Here is a 21945-nt window from a genome sequence, read left to right as displayed (position 1 = left end):
CAGCCCCCTGCAGGTCACTTCGGCGCGCGCCGGAACGAGCGCAGCATGTCGCCCAGGCCGCTGGAGACACGCTTGCGCCGCTCCTCGGCTTGCTCAGGCGATTCATCGACGCTGCCCGGCCGAGGGGCAGCGGGGTCCTTGGCTGCGTCCTTGGCAACCAGCCATGCGATGGACAGGTCGCAAAGCGTTTTGCCCTCCCAGGGCGTGAGCTGCACGCCATGAATGGACTGCCATGCCACCAGCTGCTCGTAGCCGATAGGCGTTTCGCCCATGGGCGACTGCAGCGATGGCCCCAGGTCGAAGAACACTTCGAGGAGATAGCCGGCCGGGCCAGGGTCGGGCATGTCGGGCTCACGGCCTTCTGCCCTGAATTCCTCGATGCGTGTGATCCCGGGTTCATCATCTTGCTGCTGGGTCTTTTTTCCGTTCTTGGGCTTGAGCGGGGCGTTGAGCCACGCCCATGTGCGCACGTAGAGGCTCAGTCCTTCGGCGCACTCTTGGAAAAATTTGCCCAGTCCGCCGCAAAGGCGTTGACCTGGTCAGCCACCCAGCCGGCTGCAGGGTCCGCGTACAGGGCCTGCATCCCCTCGCGCACGGGGCGGCCTTCCAGGTCCAGGCCTTCGACGGAATGCGTGATGTCGGCCAGCAGCGCTGCCGTGTCGGCAGTGCGCTCCTCGGGCGTGCGCTCTTCCAGCGCGCGGCGGTTTTTCTTGACCAGCGCCATGACGCGGCGCTGGGCGCCCAGCTGGGCCTTGCGGTAGGGCTCCGAACCGGGGCCGTACACATGGATCAGCACGGGCTGCTCCACCGCCCCAGCGTCTTTGGTGGGGTCCTTGAAGTACAGGAGTTCGCCGGTGGCATCCTTCAGGTGCAGGGCAGCGGTGTCGGCAACGCGGAGTTGGGAAAGCTTGAGCATGGTGGTGGCGATGAAAGAGAGACTGAGGGGCATGCCACCCGGCCGCAGCCGGGCATGGCAGCGGCGAATTACTCGGGGATGAAGCTGGCCTGCACCGCCAGATTGGCGAGCACGTTGGCATCGGAGCGCGGGTTCTCCGTGCTGTCGTCGCTCCACTTCTCGAAGTCGAAGCCGGCGGCGGCCTGCGCGAACACAGGCTTGCCCGTGGCGCCCTGCAGCACGGTCTGGCTTGCGACGCCCACGATGGAGCCATTGGCGCCGGCCGTGTAGGCCAGGGTGAACGAGATGGCGGGGACTTCGATGATGTCGTTGTCGATTTCCAGCTGTGCCGTATGCGCCGTGATGGAATCGACGCCGCCCACGTTGAGCTTGAAGCTCATGCACTGCGCCGTGAAATAGTGGCTCGAACCGTCCTGCAGCCGGATGCAGTAGCTGTAGCTGTCGTCGGACATGGAGGCGGCCTTCAGCAGAACCTGGCCCTCGTCGTTCATGTCGCGTGCCATGGGCACGGACAGGCTGCCATCGTTGAAGCTGCCTTTGCGCTTCACGATGCGGCGGGTTGCCAGCGGCGAATGCGTGGCTTGGTTGTATTCCCGGCCCAGTTCGGCCAAGTCGGTGATCTCCGCAATCTCTTTGAAGGCCAGGGCCTGGAAGCCGGCCGCATCGTAGGTTGCAGGGCGGGCGGCGCAGATCAGCAGCTTGCTGCCGGCCGAGGTACGAACGTTTTGGACTGCCATGGTCGTTTCCTTTCAGGGATGGGAAGCCGGGCCGCGCGGAGCGCCCTCGGCGGTGAGGTATCGGCACAGCCACATGCCGCGCACGATGTAGATGGGCTGGGTAGCGGCGTCGTCCCACTGCCCACGGATGCCGCGCAGGCGCGGTGGCGCGATCAGCAGGCCGGCCAGCACGCCGCCAGCAGCGGGCCCCATGCGCTCCTCGATCTGCGCATGCAGCTCCATGGCCTGCTCGCGTGCCTGGTCTCCCGTGGCGATGCTGGTGACATCGACCAGGAATTCCCGGTGCAGCGTGGCCAGGCCACCGCGCCCACCCGAGAGGGGTTCGATGCCCTCGTCTGCCGCGCTGATATCAATGGCTGGCAGGGCACTTACCGGGTATGCGTTGCGACCTTCGACGCGGACCTTGTCGCCAGCCAGGGTGGCCGCGAGCGCAAGATCTACGCGCCAGGCGGCCAGGATCTGCTGCTGCATGTGCTGCGCCATGTCAGGCCTCCTCCAGCTGCAGCAGCAGCCAGCCGGACTCGTCGGGCTGGGGCGGCTCGGCGATCCGGTAGGTGACCTGGTCGATCTCGATGGGCTCGCCCTGTGCGATGCCCGGCACCATGTCTGCGGGCAGCCGGCAGGCCAGGACGTAGGCACCCACCATCCCCAAGGCCTCGCGCGGGCCGCGCCGCAGGATGACGCCGAAGGGCTCGCCGCCCTGCCAGACAGCCACCGCATTGGCGTGGTGCCGCTGCTGGGCCGAGCGCACGCGCCCTGCCCGCTCGGCGCCGGGGATGAGGAGGAAAGTCATGCCCTGCCCTGCTCCGCTCAGGCCGCGACCGTGCCGATGACGCCGGGCAGGCAGACGGCGCCCTGCGTGGCCGCGCTGTCAGCCGCCTCGAAGGCGAACGCCGCCCCCGTCACGTCGCCGGCCGTGGCCGCGCCGCCAACTGCGAATGCGCCGGTTTCGACATCCCAGCGCAGGGGCTGGCCCTGCGTCCACGCGGTGCCTGCCGCCTTGGGCAGGACAAAGACGCCCACGCGCTCGGCGTTGTAGGGCTCGCCGACCTGGGCCGGGCTATTGGCCACGGCAAGGATGGCACCGATGGCCACAGCCTGGCCTGCTGCCACTGCGGCGGCAGCTGCCGGGACCTCGATGACGTGGCCGCGCTGTTGGTAGTTTTTCATGGGTTGCACTCCTGAAAGCGTGTGAGTGGATGGCGGCGCGTTCAGGCGCCGTTGCTCTTGGCCAGGCCGTGCCAGTCCAGGCACTTGGCGGCAAAGTCCAGGCTGGCGCGCAGCTTCACGCCGTCCACGTCTTCGCTGGAGAAGGTCTCGGTGCGCAGACCCTCGTAGCCGTCCACGTAGGCGTACTCGACGGTGTCGATCTGGCCAGCGCGGGCCGCCAGGTAGAACGCAGTGGTAGACACGTCATCCAGCAGCGGCTCCACGATGGGCTCCAGCGCCGTGCGGCCGCCCGTACGGAACTCGTTGATGTCGCCAGCCTTGGTGGGCTGGTAGTTGGGGCTGGTGTACTGGTAGGCCAGGGTTTCCAGGTCGGAGGGGACCAGCAGGTAGGCTGGAGCGATGTTCAGCGCCTCCTCGTCCCGGCCCTTTTGCTTGCGCATCAGCGTGCGCAGGCTGGACAGTGCTTCCAGCGAGAACTTGGACCCTGCGCCGGTCAGCAGGTTTTTGTGCTCGGCATCGAACAGCGGCTCGCCATCGGACATGTCCGGGTTATTGAGGATCTGGCCATAGACCAGACGGTTTTCCAGGCTCCGCGCTGCGGCGGCAAACTTGGTCCCTGTACGTGTCAGGGAGTCCAGATCGTCATTGACGATCATCTGGCGGGTGATCGCCAGCGAGCGGCCGAACGTGAAGGCGCGATAACCCATGACATCCTCGGAAAGGCTGCCGTAGGTGTACTCGCCGTGCTCGTTGAGCTTCTTGAGCTCGACATCACCGCCCACGCCGATGGCCTGGCGGATACGGAAGTCCGGCAGGTTGGAGGCGCGGCGCGCCCACAGTTGGTAGGTGCTGGGCGCCTCGTCATAGGCCGCACGCAGCACGCGCTGGCCCACGCCACCGAGCAGCGCAGGAAAGTCGCCCGTGCCCAACATGCCGGAGCGCACGCGCAGCGCCACGTTGACGATCTCGGCACGGCTCATGCCACGTGTCCTGTGGCCCAAGCCCTCGACCACCTCGCGCGCCATCTCCACCATGGTCATGGCGCGGTACTGGCGGCCGTTGTCATCCAGCTGGGCGCCGGGGTTCAGGCGATGCATGAGCGCGTTTTCAATGCCGCGCATGCGGTTCTCGTGCTCATCGCCCACGGTGCGAATCGATGTTGTGGGGCCGGTGGCTTGCTCCTGGCTGCGCTGGTCCAGCGCGGTCAGCACAGCGGCGCGGGCCTGGTCCATGGTGGAATGGTTGCGCAGCAGGTCGGCCTGCAGATCGGCCAGGTTGTGGCGCTGGCACAGCGCAACGATGTCGGCGGCGCGCTGGCCATCGAACGCACCAGCAGGCGCGGGCTGCGGGGCACCCTCGCCCTGGCGGTTCTGCGGGACCTGAGAGACGTTGGTGGGCGCGGCGCCCGGGGTGGTGTTGGCGGTCTGGCCGCCTTCACCGGCTTGGTTTGCTTGGGGCATACGTTGGTGCTCCTGGGTGGTAGGTTGGGCGGCTGCCCGTTGAAAGAACTCGCACGGCATACCGCCCTGGGGCGCTGCACCTGACGGGGCCTGAGAAGTGGGTGCGCTGCGCGTGCCGGCGTTGGGGTCGGCAGGCACAGTGACGAAAGAGATTTCCTGCGGTGTCCAGGCCACAGCGCGGTAGAGATCGACGTTGATGCCGTCCGTGCGGTCCTGGGCGCGGGTGATTTCGTAGCGCTGGACGCTGTAGCCGAAGCTGATGGCGCGGATGATCCCGGCGCGGATGTCGGCCACGATGCCGGCCAGCTCGGGACGCTGGCTCAGCCGGATCACGGCCCGGCCTTCACCACCTTCGATCCAGCCGCGCTCGGCAATTCCGAGGATGGCAGCCACGCCACCATAGGCGCGGTGACCGTCCAGCACCTGGACAGTGCCGGCGTCAAAACGGGCCATGTCCACGGCCTCGGGAGTGATCTGCAGGTCCTCGTCGTAGGGACGATCGTTCCACCAGTCGTAGCGGCGCACCATGGCTCCCGTGGTCCAGACCACCTCGACCGTACCGTCGGCCTCGTTGTAGGTGTCGGGGACCAGGCTTGCGGCGCGCGTCTGCACCGGCAAATCGTGGACCTGGGGCGCGGAAGATTGGGCGTTGGCTTGTGGCATGGCGCTCAGTTTTCCGGTTTGACTGTCTCAAATCCCGGAAAACTGAGACGATTTCACTTCTGCCCCGGCCCCTCCATCTGGGCCACCAGATCGATGGGGTTCTGCGCACCCCACAGCGCGGCCAGCAGCGGCAGGATGCCGCGATCACGCAGCTGCACCAGGTCGTCCTCCAGCTCGCTGAAAACGGCCTCAGGGTCATAGCCCCGGCGCCGGATGACTTCGCTGATGCTCTGCATGCCGCCCTTGACGGCGCTCAGGTCGCTGGCCACGTCCTGCACGGGGTTCGGGCTGGCCCAGCGGGGCGTGCTCCAGTCCGGCGCCTGCACATTGGCCGGCACCGTGGCCACCAGATCCACCGCCGCCACGAACCACCGCGCAATGGGCGCGCACAGGCGCGGCACGGTGACGCGCCACTGCTCGGATTCGACCTCGGCCCGGAACTGGTTCATGGACATGCGTGAGGTTGAGAAATTGACCTCGGTCAGGTCGCCGGTCATGAGCTCGTAGGGGCACCGGTAGCCTGCAGCCACTTCCTTCCAGCCCCCTTTCATGTAGTCGCCAAAGCCCGGCACAGCCTTGGGCTCGATGAAGGTGGGATTGCTCATGCCCGGCGGCAGGCCCACGATGCCGCCGCCAGCGAGGTCGCCCAGGTCCATCAGGCCGGGCTTTTGCCCTGCGGCCTCCTCGGGCAGCGGCGGCGGCATGCCTCCGGCCCCTTCCATCTCGGCCAGCACCCCCATGCGAGATTCAAGCTGCTTGCGCTGCAGCTCGGAGTCACCGTAGGTATGCAGGTCGCGCACCTTGGCGATGATGGGCGCCAGGCGCGAGATGCCGTCCTGCTGGCCGGGGCGCTCGGAGTCGAAGAAGTGGATGATTTCATCGGCCGGCACACGCTGGCTGGTGCCGCTGCGGCCCAGGGTCCACATGCCGGCATCACCGGGGTGGCGGTCGAACAGGTAGTAGGCCAGGCGCTGGCCGCGCTTGTCGTACTCGATGCCCCGAATGATCTCGCGCCCGCCGGCCAGCACGCCATTGCGCTCCACGTCCAGAAAATCGATCTCCAGCAGCTGCAGTTTGAGCGGCACTGTGGAGCCCATGCGCTGGATGTGCTTGCGGATGAGCACCGCGCCGTCCACGTCGCGCGTGCGCTCGGCCTTGTACTGCAGGCCATAGAAGTCCAGCAGACCGTCGTAGTCGGCATGGGGCACCCATTCGCGCCAGCGCTTGGCCAGGCCATCGTCGGCCCACACAGGCACGATGCCCTGGCCCACGCGCATGGCGAGCACGGCATTGACGGCGCGCACGATGTTCGGCACGTTCTGCGCGAGTGAGCGCGCACGCATGCGCAGCTCGCGCGCATCGGCGGCGTGGTCTGCCGTAGGGCTGGCCCCCGAGCGCTTGACGCGCCATCCATCGGCGCGGCTGGCGCCCTCGTAGGCGCGCACCAGCATTTCCCGGGCAACCTGGCGGCGCACGCCCTGCGCGGGCGAGAAATAGCCGACAACACGGTCAACCAGCGTGGGGGAGGCCCTGCGGGGCACGGTACGGCGCTGCATGATCAGCGGTCCCGCAGGCCGGCGAATCGAAACCGTGCCACCAGGGCGCGCGGCTGGCCGGTGCCGGCCACGGCCGAAATCTGCGTGTGCAGATCGCGGCGCGCGCCCATCATCTCGTCCAGGCTGCGATAGGTGACCGAGGCGCCATCCTCGGTCGAAATGGTGCGCTCACCACTGTGGATGGCAGCATTGAGGCGCGCGAGGCGCATCTGAAGGTCTTGGAGCGTGCTCATATGCCGCACGCTACCGGGGCAACTGTCTCATTTCCCGGAAACCTGAGACGGATTCAGCCGACTCGCTTCTAGGTACCGGTACACCGTGGCCCGACTGATGCCCAGCGTGCGCGCCACAGCCTTTGCGTTGCGCCCGTTCCACAGCCGCAGCACCTGCCGGCGTTCCTCTGCCTTGCCCACGGAAGACCGGGCGGGAATGTAGGCATCCTGGCCGGCGAACTCGCTGCGCAGTTGCTGCTGGACACGCTCAACAATGGCGGGGCTGCCACGCAGCTCGGGCAACAGTTCGACCAGATAGTCGAACATGCGGTCCACGAGGTCTGGTGCGAAATCCGCTTCTGGCGTGGCGGGCGACTTGGCCGCGTCCGGTTGCATGAGGGGCAGAGTGGTGTTGGTTTTGGAGGTCATGAGGGCTACCAGGAACGGGAGAAGCCGCCGTTTCGGCGAATGGGAGCTGCACGGCGCGGCGCTGGGTCCGGAGCACGGGCAGGGGATGAGGTAGGAGCAGGCGACGGTGCTGAAGCGGTGGCAGTCGCAGCGGCCGGAAGTGCGCCAGCGGGTGGCAGTTCAGGCGGGCTGAAGAGGTCGCGGGCTGGCTGCACCATCTGCTCGACCTGCGACCAGCGCGCATCGGTGTACTTGTGCAGGCCCTGGGCCATGGCCGCGTGGATGGCGTAGTTGCGGCAGTCCAGGTCCTCATTGCGCTGGCGGCGCTTGACCCAGCGGTAGGCCTCGCGGCCCTGGACCTTGGCCAGGATGCGCTGCTCGGCGGTCAGCTGCTCGAAGAACTCGCGCGGCAGGTCCTCACTGAAGTGCACGCACCCCGGGCCTGCGTCGGTGATGGCCAACTGGCCCAGCAGCAGATCCTTGGCGTTGTCCACGCCAACCAGCCAGAGCTTGATGCCCTGCTTGATCTTCTGGCCGCGCCAGTCCAGGTCCTGCATGCTGGCCGGCCCCACGATGGGCCGGTTGTCGTTGTTGTCGCCCTTGATGGCGCGCAGGTTGGGCAGCATGTGCTGGTGCGTGCGGACATAGTTGTAGACGGCCTGCGTCTGGTCGGACGAATCGATGCTGATGGCGCTCAGGCCCAGGCTGCCGCCGTGCCAGGCCTGGCGGTAGCGGCGCTGCAGGTAGGCCGTCACGGGCGCCCAGTCGCCTTCGCTGGAAGGATTCCCCTCGATGATGTGGCGGTCCACGATCCAGCTTTCCATGCCACGGCCCCAGGCCCAGACGTTGATCTGCCACCAGGTGCGCTGCACGTCCACGCCAGCCGTCAGCACCAGGCCGCCCACGGGCACCGTGCCGATGGCATAGGGTTCGGCACGGGCCTGCAGCACATGGTCGTCAGTGCCCTCCCCCTTCAGTTCCCAGGCCTGGCCCAGCGTCTCGTTCGTGAACGAGGTCATGGGGCCTGCATCGCCCTCCTGCAGCGCGCGGTGGGCCTTCTCGAACTCGTCCACGATGGACGCCCAGGTGCGCTGCGGGCTGTACGCGGCCCAGATGTGCACGCCCAGCGTGCGCGGGGGCCTGCATGGCGTGCCATCGGCAGCGCGCCAAATCCGGTCTGCACCGAAGCGGCGGCCAGACGTCCGGCACACCCAGGCGCCCGTCAGCGGCCAGCCGCCGGGCAGGTACTCGGCCTGGCTGATCGACTCCCGGCAGTGGGGGCAGATGTGGCGCACGGTCTGGGGCTTGCCGGCCTCCCATTTGAAGCCGTGCATGGCTTCCTTGCCGCCCCAGGTGAGCGGGTGCTCTGCTTCGCAGCGCGGGCACTCGATCAGGTAATCGACCTCGTCCTCGGAATCCTCGCAGGCTCGGCTGACGTGGCACAGGCCCTTGATGCCGGGCGTGCTGCCGCCGATGAACTTGGGGTATGGAGCGCCTTCCAGCCGGCCTTTGGCCAGGGTGCCGGGCGAGCCCGCGGACTTGTCCTTGCTGCCCCCGATGGTCTGGTCGAATGCCGTCCATTCGTCCAGGATGGCCACGGCCACCGTGATCCGGCGATAGGCCCGCGCAGCCTTGCCGCCCAGCAGGTGCAGCACGCTGTCGCGGAAAGGCTTGTACTTGATGGTCTCTTCGACCCGGCTGCCCTGCTTGCGGGCAGCAATCACCGAAGGCACGCCGTCCTTGCTGTCCAGCAGCGGCTCGATCTCGGTCTTGACGAAGCTGTCACGGTCGTCGTCCGTGGGCTGCCACAGCGCCTGCTTGCGGCGGCGGTGCGCGATGTTGTAGCAGACGAAGGCGGTGATCATCTTCGAGTAGCCGACGCGCTTGGACTTCTTGACGGCCAGTTCCTCGATCCGGTCGTCGCTCATGAAGTCCAGAATGCCCACCTGGAACGGCCAGGCCACCCAACCGCCCTTCTGGTGGCTGGATTCGCCGGCCAGCAGGAAGTGGTCGGCTGCCCATTCGGACAGTGTTTGCGGCGCGTCGGCCCGCAGGCTGGACAGGCCCAGCTGCGCGGCGGCCTGGATGGCGGAAATCGCCTCTCTCGACAGGGGTGCGCTCAAAATGCGGCCTCCTCGTCCAGCTCATCCTCGTCCGGCGCCTCGGCCATGGCCGCCACGCGCTCGCCGATCAGCTTGGACGTGACCCGAATCCACTCATTGCGGGCATCGGCCAGCACGCGCAGCACCGTGACGCGGGCATCCTCGGGCAGATCCGGGCAGGCCTTGCGCAGCTGGCCCTCGATCTGGTCCATGCGGTCCACCACGGCCGAGCTGGCCAGGCCCAGCACGTCCGCCAGGGCGCCGATGGGTGCGAATTCGCCACGGGCGACGGCGTTTTTCAGGTCCTGGGCCTCGCGCTGCGAGCGTGCCAGCGCCGCACGTTCCTGGACCAGGTCCAGCCCGCCCAAACCGGCCGATGCGCGGCCCGCAGCCTGGTCGCGCAGGCGCTCGCAGTAGCCCAGCAGCCATTCGTGGCCCGTATCGCCACGGACGATCACGCCTTCGCTCACCAGCTGGCTCACGCGGGCCTCGCTGACACCGACCAAAGCCGCAAATTCTGCTTGCGAAATAGGAGCATCAAAGTAAGGCAGGACCTTCACTTAACCCCCTTAGGAAGGTTGCGCAACAGTCCGAGAGCGCGGCTCGAATTACCCGCTTCCAAGGGGGCCAAAAAGGACCCGCGATCCTGCCTATTTTTTGAGCACATCGAGAGGGGCGCCGCCGCGCCGATGAGGGCGCGCACCGTCATGCCGACACCCCCTGACGCTCGGCCAGCAGCGCATGCACTGCCGCCTCGTAGTCCGCGAACGCTCGCCGCAGGCCCTGCCCGGCTCGCGCATCGCACCAGTCGTCGTAGCCCGGCATGCCCAGGCTGGCCGCCATGCCCTCGACGCCGCTGCGCGTGTCCGCCCAGTTGTCGGGCTGCTGCCCCTCGCCCGCCGAAGATGCCAGCATCACCACGTCCTTCCAGCGCTGCTCACGCACCCAGCGCAGCAGACTCGGGCAGGCCTTGCCATCCTTCGCCGCCAGCAGTCCACGCTGCTGCTCAGCGGCAGCCAGCAGCTCCTCGGCCGTCACGTCGCCACGGGCGATGGCATCGGCCACGGCGTCGGCCACGTCCACCAACCGGGTGCGCCGATGCTCCGGGAAGCTGCCTGCAAGCGCTGTGGCGATAGCCAATCCACCGTTCGCCCCCCCTGCAGGGGGGTTGGGGGGTATGTATTGGTTTTGGTTCTGGTTCTGGTTACCCGTGTCATCGCCGTGACGAGGCGTGACACCACCCGTGACATCACCGTGACGTGGCGTGACATTGCCCGTATCACCACCAAGCCAGTCCGTGCCATTCAACGTGACACTGGTATCTGTCACGACGATTCCATGCTGACGACACAGAGCCATCAGATCTGCAGCCTTCGCCTTGGCAGCAGGCACGACACCCAGGGCACGCAACGCAGAAAAGATAGCACTACGCCTAGCCCTGCTGCGCTTCTGCCGCAGGTGCTCATTGCTCTTGACCTCGTTGCGCCCCTCCTGCTGCTGGCGGAACTGGGCCACGATCTGCTCACATTCGTCGTTCTGATATCGGCCATCGGGCAGCTGCGTAAAGAACTCGGCCAGCACGAACTGCAGGGCATCGATCTCTTCCGGCGACCGGCACAGCAGGCGCCGCGCCAGAAGATCGAAGCAGGAACCGTCCAGCGCTGCCTCGGTGTCACAGTACATGTCACGCATGTCACGGTAGATGGCACGCTCCAGCCGTGACAAGTGCCGTGTCGCGGTGTTGAAGTCGCCGATGTGGTGGGGGTAGTGATTCATGCCTGCTCAACCTTCGATATCAATTCAGTCCGTCAACGTGGCCTGCTGCAGGCGGCAGCGCACAGGCTTGACCAGGCGATGCGGCGGCAGGGAGCAGGCCCGCGCCGCCACCTCCTCCACGCGCTTGGCCGCAACCAGCGCATTGACCGTGCTGGCCACGCTGGAGATCTCCAGCCATTCGCCCGTGCACTCGTTGTGAAAGTCCCGCAGCTCGCGCCGGCTCAGGGCGGGCTGCCCCCGGCGGTGGGCCTCGGCCAGGCTGCTGTACAGCCGCTCGTTGAGGCGCACCCGTGTGGCATTGCCAATGGCGGAGAACGAATCCGCCTTGGTGTCATGCGAGGTCACCTGATGGGTGGTGTGTTGCATGTCTATCTCTCCTGATATCAGCCGGGCCGTCAGCCCTGACTGGCTTTCTTGAATGCGTCGTAGACGCGGCCACGGACCCAGCGGGGAATCAGCTCATCGATGCCCGAGCGCTTGCGCACCCCGTCCAGGCTGATGCGGGGCTTGTAGTTGCCACCGCGCACGAACATCAGCACCGGCCGCACATCCGCGCCGCCGGTGCCGGTCACCGCCCAGATGCCGGGCGGTAGGTTGGATGCGCGCTTGTCGTACTCGCCACGCGCTGTAGCCCGGGCACCGCCGCGCAGACGGCCATAGGCCACGATGTAGCGAATGCCTTTCACCGGCCCCATGAAGCGCGCGCCCTTGCCACCGCGCTGGTGCAAGGCCTGCATGCGCCCCTTGGTCATGTTGGCCCGGTAGCCCTGCTCGCCAAAGGCCTGGAAGTAGGCAATCAGCTGTACCAGGGTCGAGCCCTTGAGATTCCCGCGCCCGTCATCGCTTCCCGGGTAGGGAGTGGCGGGGATCGCGGTCTGGTAGCCAACGGGCAGGATGCCTGCCGTGCGCAGGGCCTTCTCACTGCGCTTGTCGCGGCGCCTGCCGCCATCCTCCTGCGCCGCCAGGATCTGCTGCGGGTCCACACCCTTGCCGCCCATGTAGGTAGGCGCCACCAGCGCATTGAGATCGCCGGCCGTGGCCTTCTTGACCACCTGCACGGACTGCAGCACGTAGCCTGTGGGTCTGTCAAAAACGCTCTGCATTTCAGAGCGCATGGAATTCTTGACGCGGCCCGCACCCATGTTGATGGCCTCGGCCGTGGCCTGAGCAATCTGCCCGCCATCCAGGCCGGCCAGGGCACGCTTGTACCGATCACCGCCCTCAGGCTTGATATCAATACGCATTGCCACCTCCAGGGGTGGCAGCCAGGCGCTGCTGTGCCGAGCGGGCCAGGTACTGCGCCATGACCGTGAGTTCCTGCACCTGGCGATCCAGGCGCCGCACAGCATTGCGCGACGGCTGCCGGTGCGCATCAGCTGCGGCGCGCGTGACCTCGGCCACGGCGGACTGGAAATGCATGAAGGCCTCCACCGGATCGCCCTCGGCCTGGTCTGGCAGGGTGCGCCGGCACTCGAAACCGAGTTCGCTGGCCATTGCATGCAGCACCGCTGCATTGCCCGTCACCACCTGCAGCCGCACGGATTCGCGCAGCGTCAGGTGGTGGGTGTCGTTGTTGGTGTTGAGCTTGTGCTGCAGCGTGCCGGCGTTGATGCCCATGCGCACCGCCAGGGCCTTGATGCCGCCCTGGCTGGTCTGCGCGATCAGATAAGCCGCGTCCAGCACGTCCATGCCGGCGGCAATGTCGGCTTGAGGCTCACTTTCGACATAGCCAGGGGCGATGCCAACTGAGAAAGTTGCACTCATCAGCACAACCCCTTTCGAGCCAACGACATGACCCACAGCACAGCACCCGCAACGCCCACAGCAGACAACATCGGCAGCCTCCAATGGGCGCAGGCCCTGGAGCTGTTCCTGGGCCAGATGATCGAAGTCTTGGAAGGCGAAGGCCGAGCCGGTTTCGGCGCGGCCGCGCTGGCCCGCTGGAGCGAGCTGTGCTGCCAGCGCATGCAGGAGACCCGGACAGCACATCCTGCAGTTATTTCCCATTTGCAGGCCATTGCTGCGAGGCTTGTGGCATGAGAGCGCAAAAGGGTGCCCGCCCCTGCCTTGGTTACGATGGAAGCTCTCACACAACCAATTACGCCAAGGAGGGCGGACATGAGCCAGCAGCAATACACCGAAAAAGATCGCTTCGACATACTCAAGAAGTGGCACGAATCGAATGGAAACTTGAACTACCTGCTGGAAGTTTTTGGTTTCCACCTTGCGGAGAAACATGGCTGGAAGACGATCGATGGCATGGAGGCAGTGCACTACCACCTGATTCGCAAATATCACTGGCTGCCTCGGGATGTCCGCTCAATGAGTCCAGAGGACATTCGCCTTGCGTTGCACGAAGAAATGCAAGACTGGACTCCGCCTGCAGCCGCGCGCTGAGAGGCGGATCAGACACCGCCAGCGAGCGCAGCCACAGCGCTCGCGCCTGGCATCGGAACAGTTGTCGGCGCAGTTCTTCAAGCATGGGCACCTCCTTGCAGCAGCAAACCCAGAGCCCAGCCAGCCATCGCCAAATCAAAAATCAGGTCCACTACGGCTTGGCCAGCCGTGCGCCGAGGGAACTCTCCGCGTGCCAGCCAAATAGCCCGACCGCATACACAAAGAGCGCAGATCACCAAAGAAAACCAAAGGTAGGCACGCATCAAAGCCTCTCCATCAAATCGGGGTTGCGGCAGGAGTGGCCCGACATCTGGGAAGCCAGCAGGCCAAAGAAGCCGACAAGAAAATCCACTGACGAGGAAACCGAAATTCATGACCAGTCTTTCCCATCAGAAAATTCACAAACTGTGTGACGAAATAGAGGCACTGCTTGCAGACGCCATGCCCAAGGCAGATGCAATGCGCTATCAGCGAATCGCATTTGTGGCGAATGAACTCAAAGGCCTTGATCCCTACATCACGAGGAATGCGGATCGACTGGTCAGCCGAGCGGGGATCTACCTGAGTGCCCGCAAACACCAAAGTGAGCAGGGAGGTGCCGAAGCTGTCATGCGGGAAATGCGCTACAGCCTGCTGCGAGCCATCCGCACCCAGGCAAACGTGCTCCAGACGGGTATGGAATGAGGGGTCAGCCATGCTGCTTCATGCCGTAACCGTAACGGCCGATCTCGCGCAGAACTGCCTGTTTAGCAATCTCTGGCGCGCGTTCTTGATCAAAGTCCGCCAGCGCCGTAGCCAGCATGAACATCAGCAACTGGGCCTCTTCTGGCGTGAACGACCGCCGAACGGAGCGATGACCCTTGCGCAGCTCCATGCGCACACCGCCATTGGCACGGGAGAGCACCATGAACGCGGGACGGTAGGGGGGTTCAGCCATGGGCGACTTCCTGGTTGCTGAACGTTGGCAACCCTTCACTTACCGACTTTGAGATCCGCGCGGCAGCGCCCATCACACGATCGGCGGTCGCCTGTGGCAGTTCGTCGGGCCACAAGTAGATGGTTTGAACTGCGCGATAGCCCATCGCTTCAGCGGCCTTCCTGGCCGTACCGCCCAGCAGCGCTATAGCGTGATCTTTTTTCATACCTCATTGTAAACATGTTTACAAGAGTTGAGGCAACCAAATTTACATATTAGGGATTAAGGTGCGCCATGCTCTATGGGGAACGCCTACTACAAGCCATGCAGAAGCGATCAGAGGCGCTTGGGCGTGAGATCGAGCGCAAGGACGTTGCTGCCGCAGCAGGCACGTCCGTTCAGAACATTGGCATGATCCTGACGAACGCCAAGGGGCGGGACCAAAAGCTGCGCACCGAGGCGCATGAAAAAGTTGCCGCGTATCTCAAGGTGAATTCGAGATGGCTACTGACCGGTGAAGGCCAGATGGACCAGCCGCCAGCGATCAACGCACCCACAGAACTATCCCCGGCTGCCGTAGAGTTGGCGGTGCTCTTCGACATGATCTCGCAGTCCGACAAGCTGAGTCGCGCAAAAGCTTTCAACGCTGCCAGCACTGCCATCATGCAAGTGCTGCAAGACGCAGCCGCCAAGTCCTAAGCAGTTCCTCGTTGGGAAAAATTAGGGCCTTCACACCCTGGCGCGTCAGCTCGCTCAAACACACTTCGACCCCCACTTCGGCCTCGTTCGCGCCGCGTACTCTGACGAGCGTTTGCTCTTCAGCCTCGCTCGAGAGTACTGTGTTTCCATACATATCTGAATCATAGCCGCACCCCAACACGCTTCACAAGGGAATTTTTTTGGATGGGGAAAATTCAAATTTGTAAATTCATCTACAAATCATTTGCGCCGTTTATGTAAACGTGTTTACAATCATCCGGCGCCGCCCCAACCGGCTGCGCCGGGCACCACGGCATCGACCGGGCAAGCCCCGGTCTTTCAAAAGTTGCACGCCGATGATGTCTGCCCGACCTGCGGGGCAGACCGGCAAAAGCACCAGCGGGCATGGGCCGCTGCTCTGCGCGGGTAGTCCTGCCCGGCCCAGTCCTGCCTAAGCGCGGTAGACGGGCAACCAGGTGAGGCAAACAGGGTTGCCAAGAACAGAAAACCCCAGCCAGCGATGGCTGACGGCCCGGAAAGAACGGGCAACAAAAAGGCCCGGCACTTAAGGTGCTGGGCCTGTCAATGACGCTGTGAAATACGAAAAGATCACAAAGGACTGAGGACTATTAACTGCGCGTAGTACCGGATACCTTTTGGTCCTTACGCAGCAGCTGCACGATTTCTCCCGCAATTTCCTTGACAGCCTCGGAGCGGATGGCATCAAAGTTTATGCCGCTCTTCCTGTTACAGACGCCTTGGATGCTGGTTGGGATCAACCCAATTTCGCCTTCACCGCCAAACACATTTTTATATCGGATGTTGGAGCATTCAATTTTCTGCTCAGATTTCTTGCCAGATATGACTTTTGATCCCTTGCCAGCAGAATCGCTGACATTCATGCTCCAACTGATCTCATAGTTGGTTGTGGTGGTATCGTAAAGAACGCTGGCATTCTTCGGAATCAGCAGTCTCGTAGCAAAATCCAGATCGCTAACCGTCTGCGTTCTGACAAGAGGATTTCCAGGCCGCTCAGTAATGCGCAACCGCGCGATGGTCAGCTTTCGCTTCGCCTCGTCTTCAACAGTTATCCACTCATCAAAATCTTCAAGCGCCTTCGGAAGCTCATCTATGAACGGATCGTTGCTGTCGGAAACGATCTTCACTTGAAGCTCTCTCTCTGCCCTTGCCTTGGCGGCCAAGTCGGGAAGGACAGTCGCCACCTCTTCCTTGAGCTGCTTTTTCGAGAGGTCTGCGCGCGTGACGAACTGCAGAACATGTTGTTCAATCACTGGGTCACGCGTCGCTGTGTAGACGGCAAGAACTCCAGCAAGATCGCGCCACGCACCTGGCCCCATTGACTTGATCAGGTCAGCCATTTTTGTGCGCACAACCGGCAAAAGCGCAGCAGCCTTTGCATTGTCACTATTCTTCATGGCCGAGTAAACGGACGCATACGCCTCCAAATCCGGCAGTTCTCCATTGAGAGCTCGGCGATACTCAGACTCGTACGCTGCGCCCATGTACTTCGGCAAATCTGGATAATTCTCCTTCAGCTCAGCATTCAAAATCGTGGGTTTCAAGATCGATTGCTGCGCCAATTCCTTATAAAGAATTTTGTTGATATCTGCCGCTTGCGCCGCATCCAGCAATCCACCTCTTTGAGCATTGGCCATATACAAGACCATGTCCTTGAAGAAGGCGCGATTCTTTTCTTTATATTGAATGAATTTTTTGGTGTCTTCGTAGAACTGCAGTTGATACTGAGAACCGGCGGCATCCTTGATTCTTGCCACCAGCTTATCAACGTCGTCTCTGCCGGCCTTGGCCTCGTAGTAACTGACCGAGTACAGAGCACCAGAATAATTCTTATCCTTGATAGCCCTATCTTCATAAGTAGTAGCGCAAGCGGTGAGAAGAATGCTCAGGGCAATGGTGCTGCCAACCGTCCTCAAATTCATATCTGCTCCAAACTTTTGACACCCGAGTTTACAGGTTGTCACGCCATACAGCCATGCCCTCGCTGGAGCACCTCAGCTCTGAATGGCACATGTGGCCTTCTTTTTTCGCCTACTTCGGCGAGGCCTCTTGCAAGAACCGCAAGGGTGATAGCGCTGCAGCAAACGCAAAGACCACAACCATCCCCGCGCAAGTCAGGAACCAGATGGTTAGCAGCGAGAACTGGAGCAACGTGAAACGGGTGACAGGCGCTGCCTGCACGCTTGCATAGACCAACCATGCGACAGACAGGAGCCACATGAACGCGAAACCACCAGCACGTGATTTGAACCACTTCCATCTCTGGATCGTAGGCGTCTCCGCCGCTTGCTCTGCGGCCTTGGCGGCGCTGATCTGGGTTCGTTGCAGCTTGATTGAACTCACGCCAACCCAGGCCGTGGCAATCAACGATGCGAGCTGGATGCTTATCTCAATCCATTCCTTTGTGGTCATGACCCTTGTCGCCGTCGCGCGCGCTCAACCTCGATAGAGGCGATACCCACGACCAGCCCTCCCGCGTGTAGTTGGAACCGTAAGAAGTCCAAATGTAATGCAGCGCACGCACCAACTAGTTTTTGATCACCTCAAGCCATCTTTTCGCCGGGCCTGGGCTTCTCACTTCGCAACCACCAGCCATCTCGCCCACGCAGCCGCCACGCGGCACCGGCCTTTTTATTCGTCTCGCCCACCACTGGAGATCTGCCATGGCAAATGCCATCCCACCGCGCCGCCCACTTCGCAAACCGAAGGCCGAGCACCTGTGCATGGCCTTCCCCCGATTGCCAGGCCCGGACAATAAGAATTTCTGGCTCGCTGCCTACCTAATAGACCTTGCACACTGCGTTGCCTTGGAAGGCCTGGCAACCAAGCTGGAAGCGATCGGCGGCCTCAAGTCGGATCAGGTCACCCGATCAGCCACCTACATGGCGGCGACGCTCACACAGGAGAAGGCGCGCAAATCCGCGAAATACACGCAGGAAGACGGCATGCTGCTCTACGCCTGGCCGGGCACCACGTTTTTCGACGCGGCCACGCAGCACCAATGAGCCCGCCGTACCCCGAGACACCGCCGCCAACCCCTGCCGGGCCGTTCTGGCTGGCCACCTACTTCCGCGACCTGGCCGAAGGCGCCGTGATGGAGCGCGAGGGCGCCGGCCACACGCTGATCTGGAGCGCATGCGCGCTGCTGAGCAACGCGGGATATGCGGCGCTGGACGAGGCCAGGCACTGCGGAATGCTGCTCTACGCCTGGTGCGGCACCACCTTCTTTGACCAACCAACGGCCCGCCACTGAGCGGGCCGTATTCATTCAGGAGAGCCGCATGCAGCTTGCCCGCATCACTCGCCCCTCCACGCCGATCACCGATCAGGCCTTTGTCTACCGCCGCAGCGAACACACCAACGTGGCCCAGACCTTCGCCAGGGCGCGCGAGCAGCTGGCCAGCGCCGCGGCTGCTGCCACTCCACCCAAGCGCCGCAGCCGCAAGGCCAGCGCGGCCGATGCGCCCGGTGCAACCAAGCTCCAGCAGATCCCGCTGGAACTGCCATCCCTCTGATCACTGGAGCCACATGCGCACCTTCACCATCAAATGCGGCTGCACGCAGCAGCAATTCGTCGGCGCCTGCACGCAAGACGCATGCGCCTGGGCGCTGGAGCAATTTGGAGACCGGCCCTATGTCGTCATCTGCCACCGCTGACCGCGACCACCACTGGGCCAGCGATTGGCACTACGCGCTGCGCCACGCCCTCGCGCTGGCCGATGCCCACGCCCTGGCAGCACAGCACGCCAGCAGGCCACCCATCACCCAGCGTGCCGCGTGGGCTATCCAGTTCGACCGCTCGCGCGACCAGATCCACCGCCTTCTGCGCCTTGACGGCACCCCGTCTTAACCCCGCCACTTCACAGGAGACCACCATGGCCCGCCAGATCATCATTGCCATTTCCGCCGACGACGAGGGCCGTGTTGCCCTGACCACCAACCTGCCGCGCCCGGTGCCTGGGCGCGGCCTGCACACCGAGGACGCGGCAGCCCTGGAGCTGCTGCGCATGGCCCAGCACCTACCCAACCTCGAAACCACCACCTACGACGCCAACCACCTGGCGCCGGATGTGGCCGAGGCTTTCGACCTGATCCGCGAACTGATCAACCCTGATGGCTACGGCTACTCGGTCACAGCCGAAGTCGGCAACCACGCACGCCGCGTGCTGCAGATCAAGGGGCAGCAGGTCGGTCTCCCGCTATGAGCAAGAACACGCCATGGCGTGCCGAGGATGACGCCTACCTGCGGGCGCACTACCCAACCCAGCCCACGGCTGCCGTCGCTGCGCACCTGCAGCGCTCGGCCAGACATGTGCAGCAACGCGCGTATGACCTGGGCGTGAAGAAGGCACCCGGCGCCAAGACCGCACGCACCGGCCGCTGGACGGACCTCGATGACCTGCTGCAGCTGCTGTATGCCGACATGCTCAACGAGGACCTGGGTGAACTGCTGGGCATGCCCATGCAGGACATCGCCACAAGGGCCAGCCGCCTGGGCCTGCACAAGTCCCCTGCGGTGCTGACCCAGACCTACCGCGCTTCCATGCTGCGCCAGGGCCAGAGGCAGGGGCAGTTCACCGCAGGGTTCAAGCCGTGGAACAAGGGGAAGCACGGATACAGCGTGGAGCAGCGAAAAAGCCATTTCAAGGCCGGAAACAGGCCTCCGACCTGGGTGCCCGTGGGCACCGAGCGCTGGACCACGCCGCCACGCGCGCTGCCACATGCAGCCCGCTACCTCAAGCGCAAGGTGGCCGAGCCAAACCGCTGGGCGCTGGTGCACCGCATCGTCTGGGAGCAGCACCACGGCCCCATCCCGGAGGGACATGCCGTCATCTTCCATGACGGCGACACCTCCAATTTCGACATCAACAACCTGCGCTGCATCTCGCGCGCAGAGCTGTCCCGCAGCAACGGGGCCGCCATCCCCATCGACCTTCTGCCCGTGTGGCAACTCACACGCCAGTTGGACCAAGAGATCAAGGAAATTGAGAAAGCCGAGCATGACCACCACCACAACCGACACCCAGCCCACGCCGCCTGAAGCCAGCGGCATGGGCCAGCTGCAATCGCTGCTGCTCCAGACCATCAAGGATTTGCGCAACGGCTCCACCACGCCGCAGATCGCCCGCGCCATCACCGACATAGGCCAGACGTTGGTGGCCAGCTCCCGCGCAGAGATCGAGTTCGCGCGGATCACAAAGGCCTCGCGCGTCGGGTTTCTTGACTCGCCAGCGCTGCAGGCTGCGCTCCCAAGGCCCACAGCAGACGGGTCCGGCCACACCACCCCACTGCCGCCAGGCCAGCCCTGGCGAGGCCTGGTCCACCGTACCAGCGATGAGGAGCCCACGCGATGACTCAGCATCAGCCCAAAGGCTCCATGTGCCAGACCTGCAGCGGCGGCAGCCGCGCCTGCGCCGCGCTGCCCTTTGCCTCCATGCCCGTCATCAAGGCATATCCGGACGGCATCAAGGCAGTGAAGTGCAGCGCCCACCAGCCGGCAGTCCGAGCGACTACGCGGCGCTGCCTGAGCTGCGGGGCGGCGGTTCCTGCCGAGCTTGCCGAAGGCCAAGTCCTACCCTGCGGTCATTGAGTCGATTGCTGCAACGCCCCGCACCACTGGACCGGCCGGGGCAAGCCCCCGAAATGGATCAATGGCAAAGATCGAGAAATTTATCTCATAGGAAAATATAACCAGTAAATAGGTAACAGCGCAACTACAGCCGCTGGTCTGGCTTTACCATCTCTTTCCACTTTATGAAAGAGAGAAAAAGCATGGGCACCAATATGCTCGAATGCTTTCTGTACCAGAGCAAACTCGCTCCTGGTGTCGATGCAACCTGTGTCGCGCAGATCGTCAAAACAGCCCGAGCCTTCAACGAAAAAGCCCAGATCACAGGCATCTTGGTGTTCGACGGCGAGTTCTTCTGTCAGTACATCGAAGGGCCCAGCCATCAAGTCCAAAACTTGATCTCGTTGCTGGCCAGTGATCCCCGGCATATCGACTTCACTCCACTGCTGCATCTCAAGCGAGAGGCGTACCGAAGATTCAGCAAATGGACCATGGCCTACCACCTGGTAGACGACGCGGAGGTGCTGGAAGGGATAGGCACCCGCCCTGGAGAGCTTGCCCTGCAAAAGCTCCAGGACCTGATACCGCAACTCGACACTGACTGATCAGAACCGGCCCCAGCCGGTTTTTTTACGCCCACATCCAAGAGGCATGAGCACAGCGCATGGGCGCTGTCCTGATACCTTCCCTTAACCAATCAAACGCCAAATTGAGTGCAAGGGCCGCGCTGCATCTGGCATATAGAACCGGCTTGCAGCGCGAAAATTTTTCTCATCGATTGAATTACTCGACAAACCACTGTGCAGGGTAGTTATATGTGCCGCTTGAAACTATTGCACTATTCGACTTCTGCACTTTAGTTTGGGCATACTGCCCCAGCGTATTTATAGCGAAATGGGACGAATGAATTGGAGAAGGAGGCACGCCGAAATTGGTTCCTGCAGTTATATCCATCACAAGATCCACCGGAGCGCCAACGCAGACCACCGTTTGGGACGGATCAGGGCGCACAGCTACCTGACTACACGTCACCGACAGATTGTGTATGCCTGGAGGCATGCTCAAGACTTTGACAGAGGCACCCGCATTGACCGCCGCGCGAAGGGCTTGCAAAGAACCCGCTGTCGCAGTGCCGTTTGCGTCATGCGCATAAATCAACGTCCATGCAGAGGCGTTGCCTGTACAGAAAATTGCTGCGGCAAGAGAGGCGGCTTTCAAGAACTTCATGTCTTCGATTCAATGAGTGGTTGAAGATCGGAACGATTAACGATCCATTTGGTTTCGCAAGCTACTTCGGCCGGATAGGCAAAACATTTAGCGTCCAT

34 protein-coding genes and 1 pseudogene are annotated in these 21945 nt (G+C 63.5%); 14 read left to right on the top strand and 21 right to left on the bottom strand.

The genetic code is table 11. The features are described from left to right. Window positions 1–14: 14 nt before the first annotated feature. The 16 genes from JHD82_RS10850 to JHD82_RS10775 all read right to left on the bottom strand — a co-directional run bounded on the left by JHD82_RS10850 (window position 15) and on the right by JHD82_RS10775 (window position 12764). Entirely contained in the window at window positions 15–470 is a 456-nt protein-coding gene (locus JHD82_RS10850; protein WP_307838093.1) for a hypothetical protein, read from the bottom strand. An 8-nt stretch (window positions 471–478) separates the two neighbouring features. Beyond that, window positions 479–916, bottom strand: coding sequence for a hypothetical protein (locus JHD82_RS10845; RefSeq protein WP_233174692.1), 438 nt, complete (start codon window positions 914–916; stop codon window positions 479–481). Window positions 917–984: 68 nt separating this feature from the next. Next, window positions 985–1653, bottom strand: a complete 669-nt coding sequence (locus JHD82_RS10840; RefSeq protein ID WP_199136453.1) for a hypothetical protein — start codon at window positions 1651–1653, stop codon at window positions 985–987. 12 nt (window positions 1654–1665) lie between these two features. Further along, a complete protein-coding gene (locus JHD82_RS10835; RefSeq protein ID WP_199136451.1) occupies window positions 1666–2136 on the bottom strand; it encodes a hypothetical protein in 471 nt (156 codons plus the stop codon). Between the two features lies 1 nt (window position 2137). Further along, the gene (locus JHD82_RS10830; RefSeq protein WP_199136449.1) at window positions 2138–2446 is read right to left on the bottom strand and encodes a hypothetical protein; all 309 of its coding nucleotides are present in this window, start codon (window positions 2444–2446) and stop codon (window positions 2138–2140) included. A 17-nt stretch (window positions 2447–2463) separates the two neighbouring features. Further along, the gene (locus JHD82_RS10825) at window positions 2464–2823 is read right to left on the bottom strand and encodes a DUF2190 family protein (protein ID WP_199136447.1); all 360 of its coding nucleotides are present in this window, start codon (window positions 2821–2823) and stop codon (window positions 2464–2466) included. 41 nt (window positions 2824–2864) lie between these two features. Further along, a complete protein-coding gene (locus tag JHD82_RS10820; RefSeq protein WP_199136445.1) occupies window positions 2865–4946 on the bottom strand; it encodes a prohead protease/major capsid protein fusion protein in 2082 nt (693 codons plus the stop codon). Window positions 4947–4999: 53 nt separating this feature from the next. After that, window positions 5000–6502, bottom strand: a complete 1503-nt coding sequence (locus JHD82_RS10815) for a phage portal protein (protein ID WP_199136442.1) — start codon at window positions 6500–6502, stop codon at window positions 5000–5002. Between the two features lie 2 nt (window positions 6503–6504). Continuing rightward, window positions 6505–6735 (bottom strand): phage head-tail joining protein, encoded by a 231-nt coding sequence (locus tag JHD82_RS10810; RefSeq protein ID WP_199136440.1) that lies wholly within the window; start codon window positions 6733–6735, stop codon window positions 6505–6507. 27 nt (window positions 6736–6762) lie between these two features. Continuing rightward, window positions 6763–7143, bottom strand: a complete 381-nt coding sequence (locus JHD82_RS10805; protein ID WP_012206485.1) for a Mor transcription activator family protein — start codon at window positions 7141–7143, stop codon at window positions 6763–6765. A gap of 5 nt (window positions 7144–7148) precedes the next feature. Beyond that, window positions 7149–9245, bottom strand: a complete 2097-nt coding sequence (locus tag JHD82_RS10800; protein ID WP_199136438.1) for a phage terminase large subunit family protein — start codon at window positions 9243–9245, stop codon at window positions 7149–7151. Beyond that, window positions 9242–9706, bottom strand: coding sequence for a hypothetical protein (locus JHD82_RS10795; protein ID WP_307838092.1), 465 nt, complete (start codon window positions 9704–9706; stop codon window positions 9242–9244). The genes JHD82_RS10800 and JHD82_RS10795 overlap by 4 nt, the downstream gene beginning before the upstream one ends. A 223-nt stretch (window positions 9707–9929) precedes the next feature. After that, on the bottom strand, window positions 9930–11000 hold the full coding sequence (locus JHD82_RS10790) for a YdaU family protein (RefSeq protein ID WP_199136434.1): 1071 nt from the start codon (window positions 10998–11000) through the stop codon (window positions 9930–9932). Between the two features lie 24 nt (window positions 11001–11024). Then, the gene (locus JHD82_RS10785; RefSeq protein ID WP_034395242.1) at window positions 11025–11366 is read right to left on the bottom strand and encodes a hypothetical protein; all 342 of its coding nucleotides are present in this window, start codon (window positions 11364–11366) and stop codon (window positions 11025–11027) included. A gap of 29 nt (window positions 11367–11395) precedes the next feature. Beyond that, window positions 11396–12244: a hypothetical protein gene (locus JHD82_RS10780; RefSeq protein ID WP_199136433.1), complete on the bottom strand. Its 849-nt coding sequence runs from the start codon at window positions 12242–12244 to the stop codon at window positions 11396–11398. Continuing rightward, window positions 12234–12764, bottom strand: a complete 531-nt coding sequence (locus tag JHD82_RS10775; protein ID WP_199136431.1) for a phage regulatory CII family protein — start codon at window positions 12762–12764, stop codon at window positions 12234–12236. Before JHD82_RS10775 ends, JHD82_RS10780 begins: the two co-directional genes overlap by 11 nt. Before the next feature lie 27 nt (window positions 12765–12791). Between JHD82_RS10775 and JHD82_RS10770 the strand changes: the two genes are divergently transcribed. The 3 genes from JHD82_RS10770 to JHD82_RS10760 all read left to right on the top strand — a co-directional run bounded on the left by JHD82_RS10770 (window position 12792) and on the right by JHD82_RS10760 (window position 14081). After that, the gene (locus JHD82_RS10770; protein WP_199136429.1) at window positions 12792–13040 is read left to right on the top strand and encodes a hypothetical protein; all 249 of its coding nucleotides are present in this window, start codon (window positions 12792–12794) and stop codon (window positions 13038–13040) included. Between the two features lie 78 nt (window positions 13041–13118). Beyond that, complete coding sequence (locus tag JHD82_RS10765) at window positions 13119–13397, top strand: hypothetical protein (protein ID WP_043782392.1); 279 nt, start codon at window positions 13119–13121, stop codon at window positions 13395–13397. A 372-nt stretch (window positions 13398–13769) separates the two neighbouring features. After that, entirely contained in the window at window positions 13770–14081 is a 312-nt protein-coding gene (locus tag JHD82_RS10760; protein WP_199136427.1) for a hypothetical protein, read from the top strand. 4 nt (window positions 14082–14085) lie between these two features. Here the strand turns inward: JHD82_RS10760 and JHD82_RS10755 are convergent, their stop codons facing one another. Next, complete coding sequence (locus JHD82_RS10755; RefSeq protein WP_199136425.1) at window positions 14086–14334, bottom strand: hypothetical protein; 249 nt, start codon at window positions 14332–14334, stop codon at window positions 14086–14088. Then, window positions 14327–14539 carry a hypothetical protein gene (locus JHD82_RS10750; RefSeq protein ID WP_034395226.1) on the bottom strand — a complete coding sequence of 71 codons (213 nt, stop codon included), beginning with the start codon at window positions 14537–14539 and terminating at the stop codon, window positions 14327–14329. The genes JHD82_RS10755 and JHD82_RS10750 overlap by 8 nt, the downstream gene beginning before the upstream one ends. A 68-nt stretch (window positions 14540–14607) precedes the next feature. On the opposite strand from JHD82_RS10750, the gene JHD82_RS10745 reads away from it, so the two are divergent. Then, window positions 14608–15012 carry a hypothetical protein gene (locus tag JHD82_RS10745; protein ID WP_016452987.1) on the top strand — a complete coding sequence of 135 codons (405 nt, stop codon included), beginning with the start codon at window positions 14608–14610 and terminating at the stop codon, window positions 15010–15012. Between the two features lie 629 nt (window positions 15013–15641). Here the strand turns inward: JHD82_RS10745 and JHD82_RS10740 are convergent. Together JHD82_RS10740 and JHD82_RS10735 are read right to left on the bottom strand one after the other, a co-directional pair. Next, window positions 15642–16973 (bottom strand): hypothetical protein, encoded by a 1332-nt coding sequence (locus JHD82_RS10740; protein ID WP_199136423.1) that lies wholly within the window; start codon window positions 16971–16973, stop codon window positions 15642–15644. A 109-nt stretch (window positions 16974–17082) separates the two neighbouring features. Next, window positions 17083–17463, bottom strand: coding sequence for a hypothetical protein (locus tag JHD82_RS10735; protein WP_199136421.1), 381 nt, complete (start codon window positions 17461–17463; stop codon window positions 17083–17085). Window positions 17464–17714: 251 nt separating this feature from the next. Here JHD82_RS10735 and JHD82_RS10730 point away from each other — a divergent pair, with 251 nt between their 5' ends. From JHD82_RS10730 to JHD82_RS10695, 10 genes and pseudogenes are all read left to right on the top strand, one after another. Continuing rightward, window positions 17715–18056 (top strand): hypothetical protein, encoded by a 342-nt coding sequence (locus JHD82_RS10730; protein ID WP_199136419.1) that lies wholly within the window; start codon window positions 17715–17717, stop codon window positions 18054–18056. Then, a complete protein-coding gene (locus JHD82_RS10725; protein ID WP_199136417.1) occupies window positions 18053–18304 on the top strand; it encodes a hypothetical protein in 252 nt (83 codons plus the stop codon). The genes JHD82_RS10730 and JHD82_RS10725 overlap by 4 nt, the downstream gene beginning before the upstream one ends. 28 nt (window positions 18305–18332) lie before the next feature. Further along, the gene (locus tag JHD82_RS10720; RefSeq protein WP_097202171.1) at window positions 18333–18566 is read left to right on the top strand and encodes a hypothetical protein; all 234 of its coding nucleotides are present in this window, start codon (window positions 18333–18335) and stop codon (window positions 18564–18566) included. 13 nt (window positions 18567–18579) lie between these two features. After that, window positions 18580–18708 (top strand): hypothetical protein, encoded by a 129-nt coding sequence (locus tag JHD82_RS30300; RefSeq protein ID WP_255247323.1) that lies wholly within the window; start codon window positions 18580–18582, stop codon window positions 18706–18708. Further along, window positions 18686–18901: a hypothetical protein gene (locus tag JHD82_RS10715; protein WP_199136415.1), complete on the top strand. Its 216-nt coding sequence runs from the start codon at window positions 18686–18688 to the stop codon at window positions 18899–18901. The genes JHD82_RS30300 and JHD82_RS10715 overlap by 23 nt, the downstream gene beginning before the upstream one ends. A 25-nt stretch (window positions 18902–18926) precedes the next feature. After that, window positions 18927–19256, top strand: coding sequence for a hypothetical protein (locus JHD82_RS10710; RefSeq protein WP_199136413.1), 330 nt, complete (start codon window positions 18927–18929; stop codon window positions 19254–19256). Beyond that, the gene (locus tag JHD82_RS10705; RefSeq protein WP_199136411.1) at window positions 19253–20092 is read left to right on the top strand and encodes an HNH endonuclease signature motif containing protein; all 840 of its coding nucleotides are present in this window, start codon (window positions 19253–19255) and stop codon (window positions 20090–20092) included. Before JHD82_RS10710 ends, JHD82_RS10705 begins: the two co-directional genes overlap by 4 nt. Further along, the gene (locus JHD82_RS10700; protein ID WP_199136409.1) at window positions 20052–20405 is read left to right on the top strand and encodes a hypothetical protein; all 354 of its coding nucleotides are present in this window, start codon (window positions 20052–20054) and stop codon (window positions 20403–20405) included. Before JHD82_RS10705 ends, JHD82_RS10700 begins: the two co-directional genes overlap by 41 nt. 266 nt (window positions 20406–20671) lie before the next feature. Then, window positions 20672–20749, top strand: a pseudogene (locus JHD82_RS30460) (H-NS family nucleoid-associated regulatory protein); the annotation flags it as partial. A 74-nt stretch (window positions 20750–20823) separates the two neighbouring features. Beyond that, window positions 20824–21225 (top strand): BLUF domain-containing protein, encoded by a 402-nt coding sequence (locus tag JHD82_RS10695; protein WP_199136407.1) that lies wholly within the window; start codon window positions 20824–20826, stop codon window positions 21223–21225. 178 nt (window positions 21226–21403) lie between these two features. On the opposite strand, the gene JHD82_RS10690 is transcribed toward JHD82_RS10695, so the two are convergent. Next, on the bottom strand, window positions 21404–21847 hold the full coding sequence (locus tag JHD82_RS10690; protein WP_199136405.1) for a hypothetical protein: 444 nt from the start codon (window positions 21845–21847) through the stop codon (window positions 21404–21406). Between the last annotated feature and the right edge of the window lie 98 nt (window positions 21848–21945).

It is taken from the genome of Delftia sp. ASV31 (assembly GCF_016428765.1).
In the GTDB taxonomy this organism is placed as follows: domain Bacteria; phylum Pseudomonadota; class Gammaproteobacteria; order Burkholderiales; family Burkholderiaceae_C; genus Comamonas; species Comamonas acidovorans.
The sequence above is the reverse complement of the archived record's forward strand: the minus strand, read 5'-3'. Positions and strand labels throughout refer to the sequence as shown.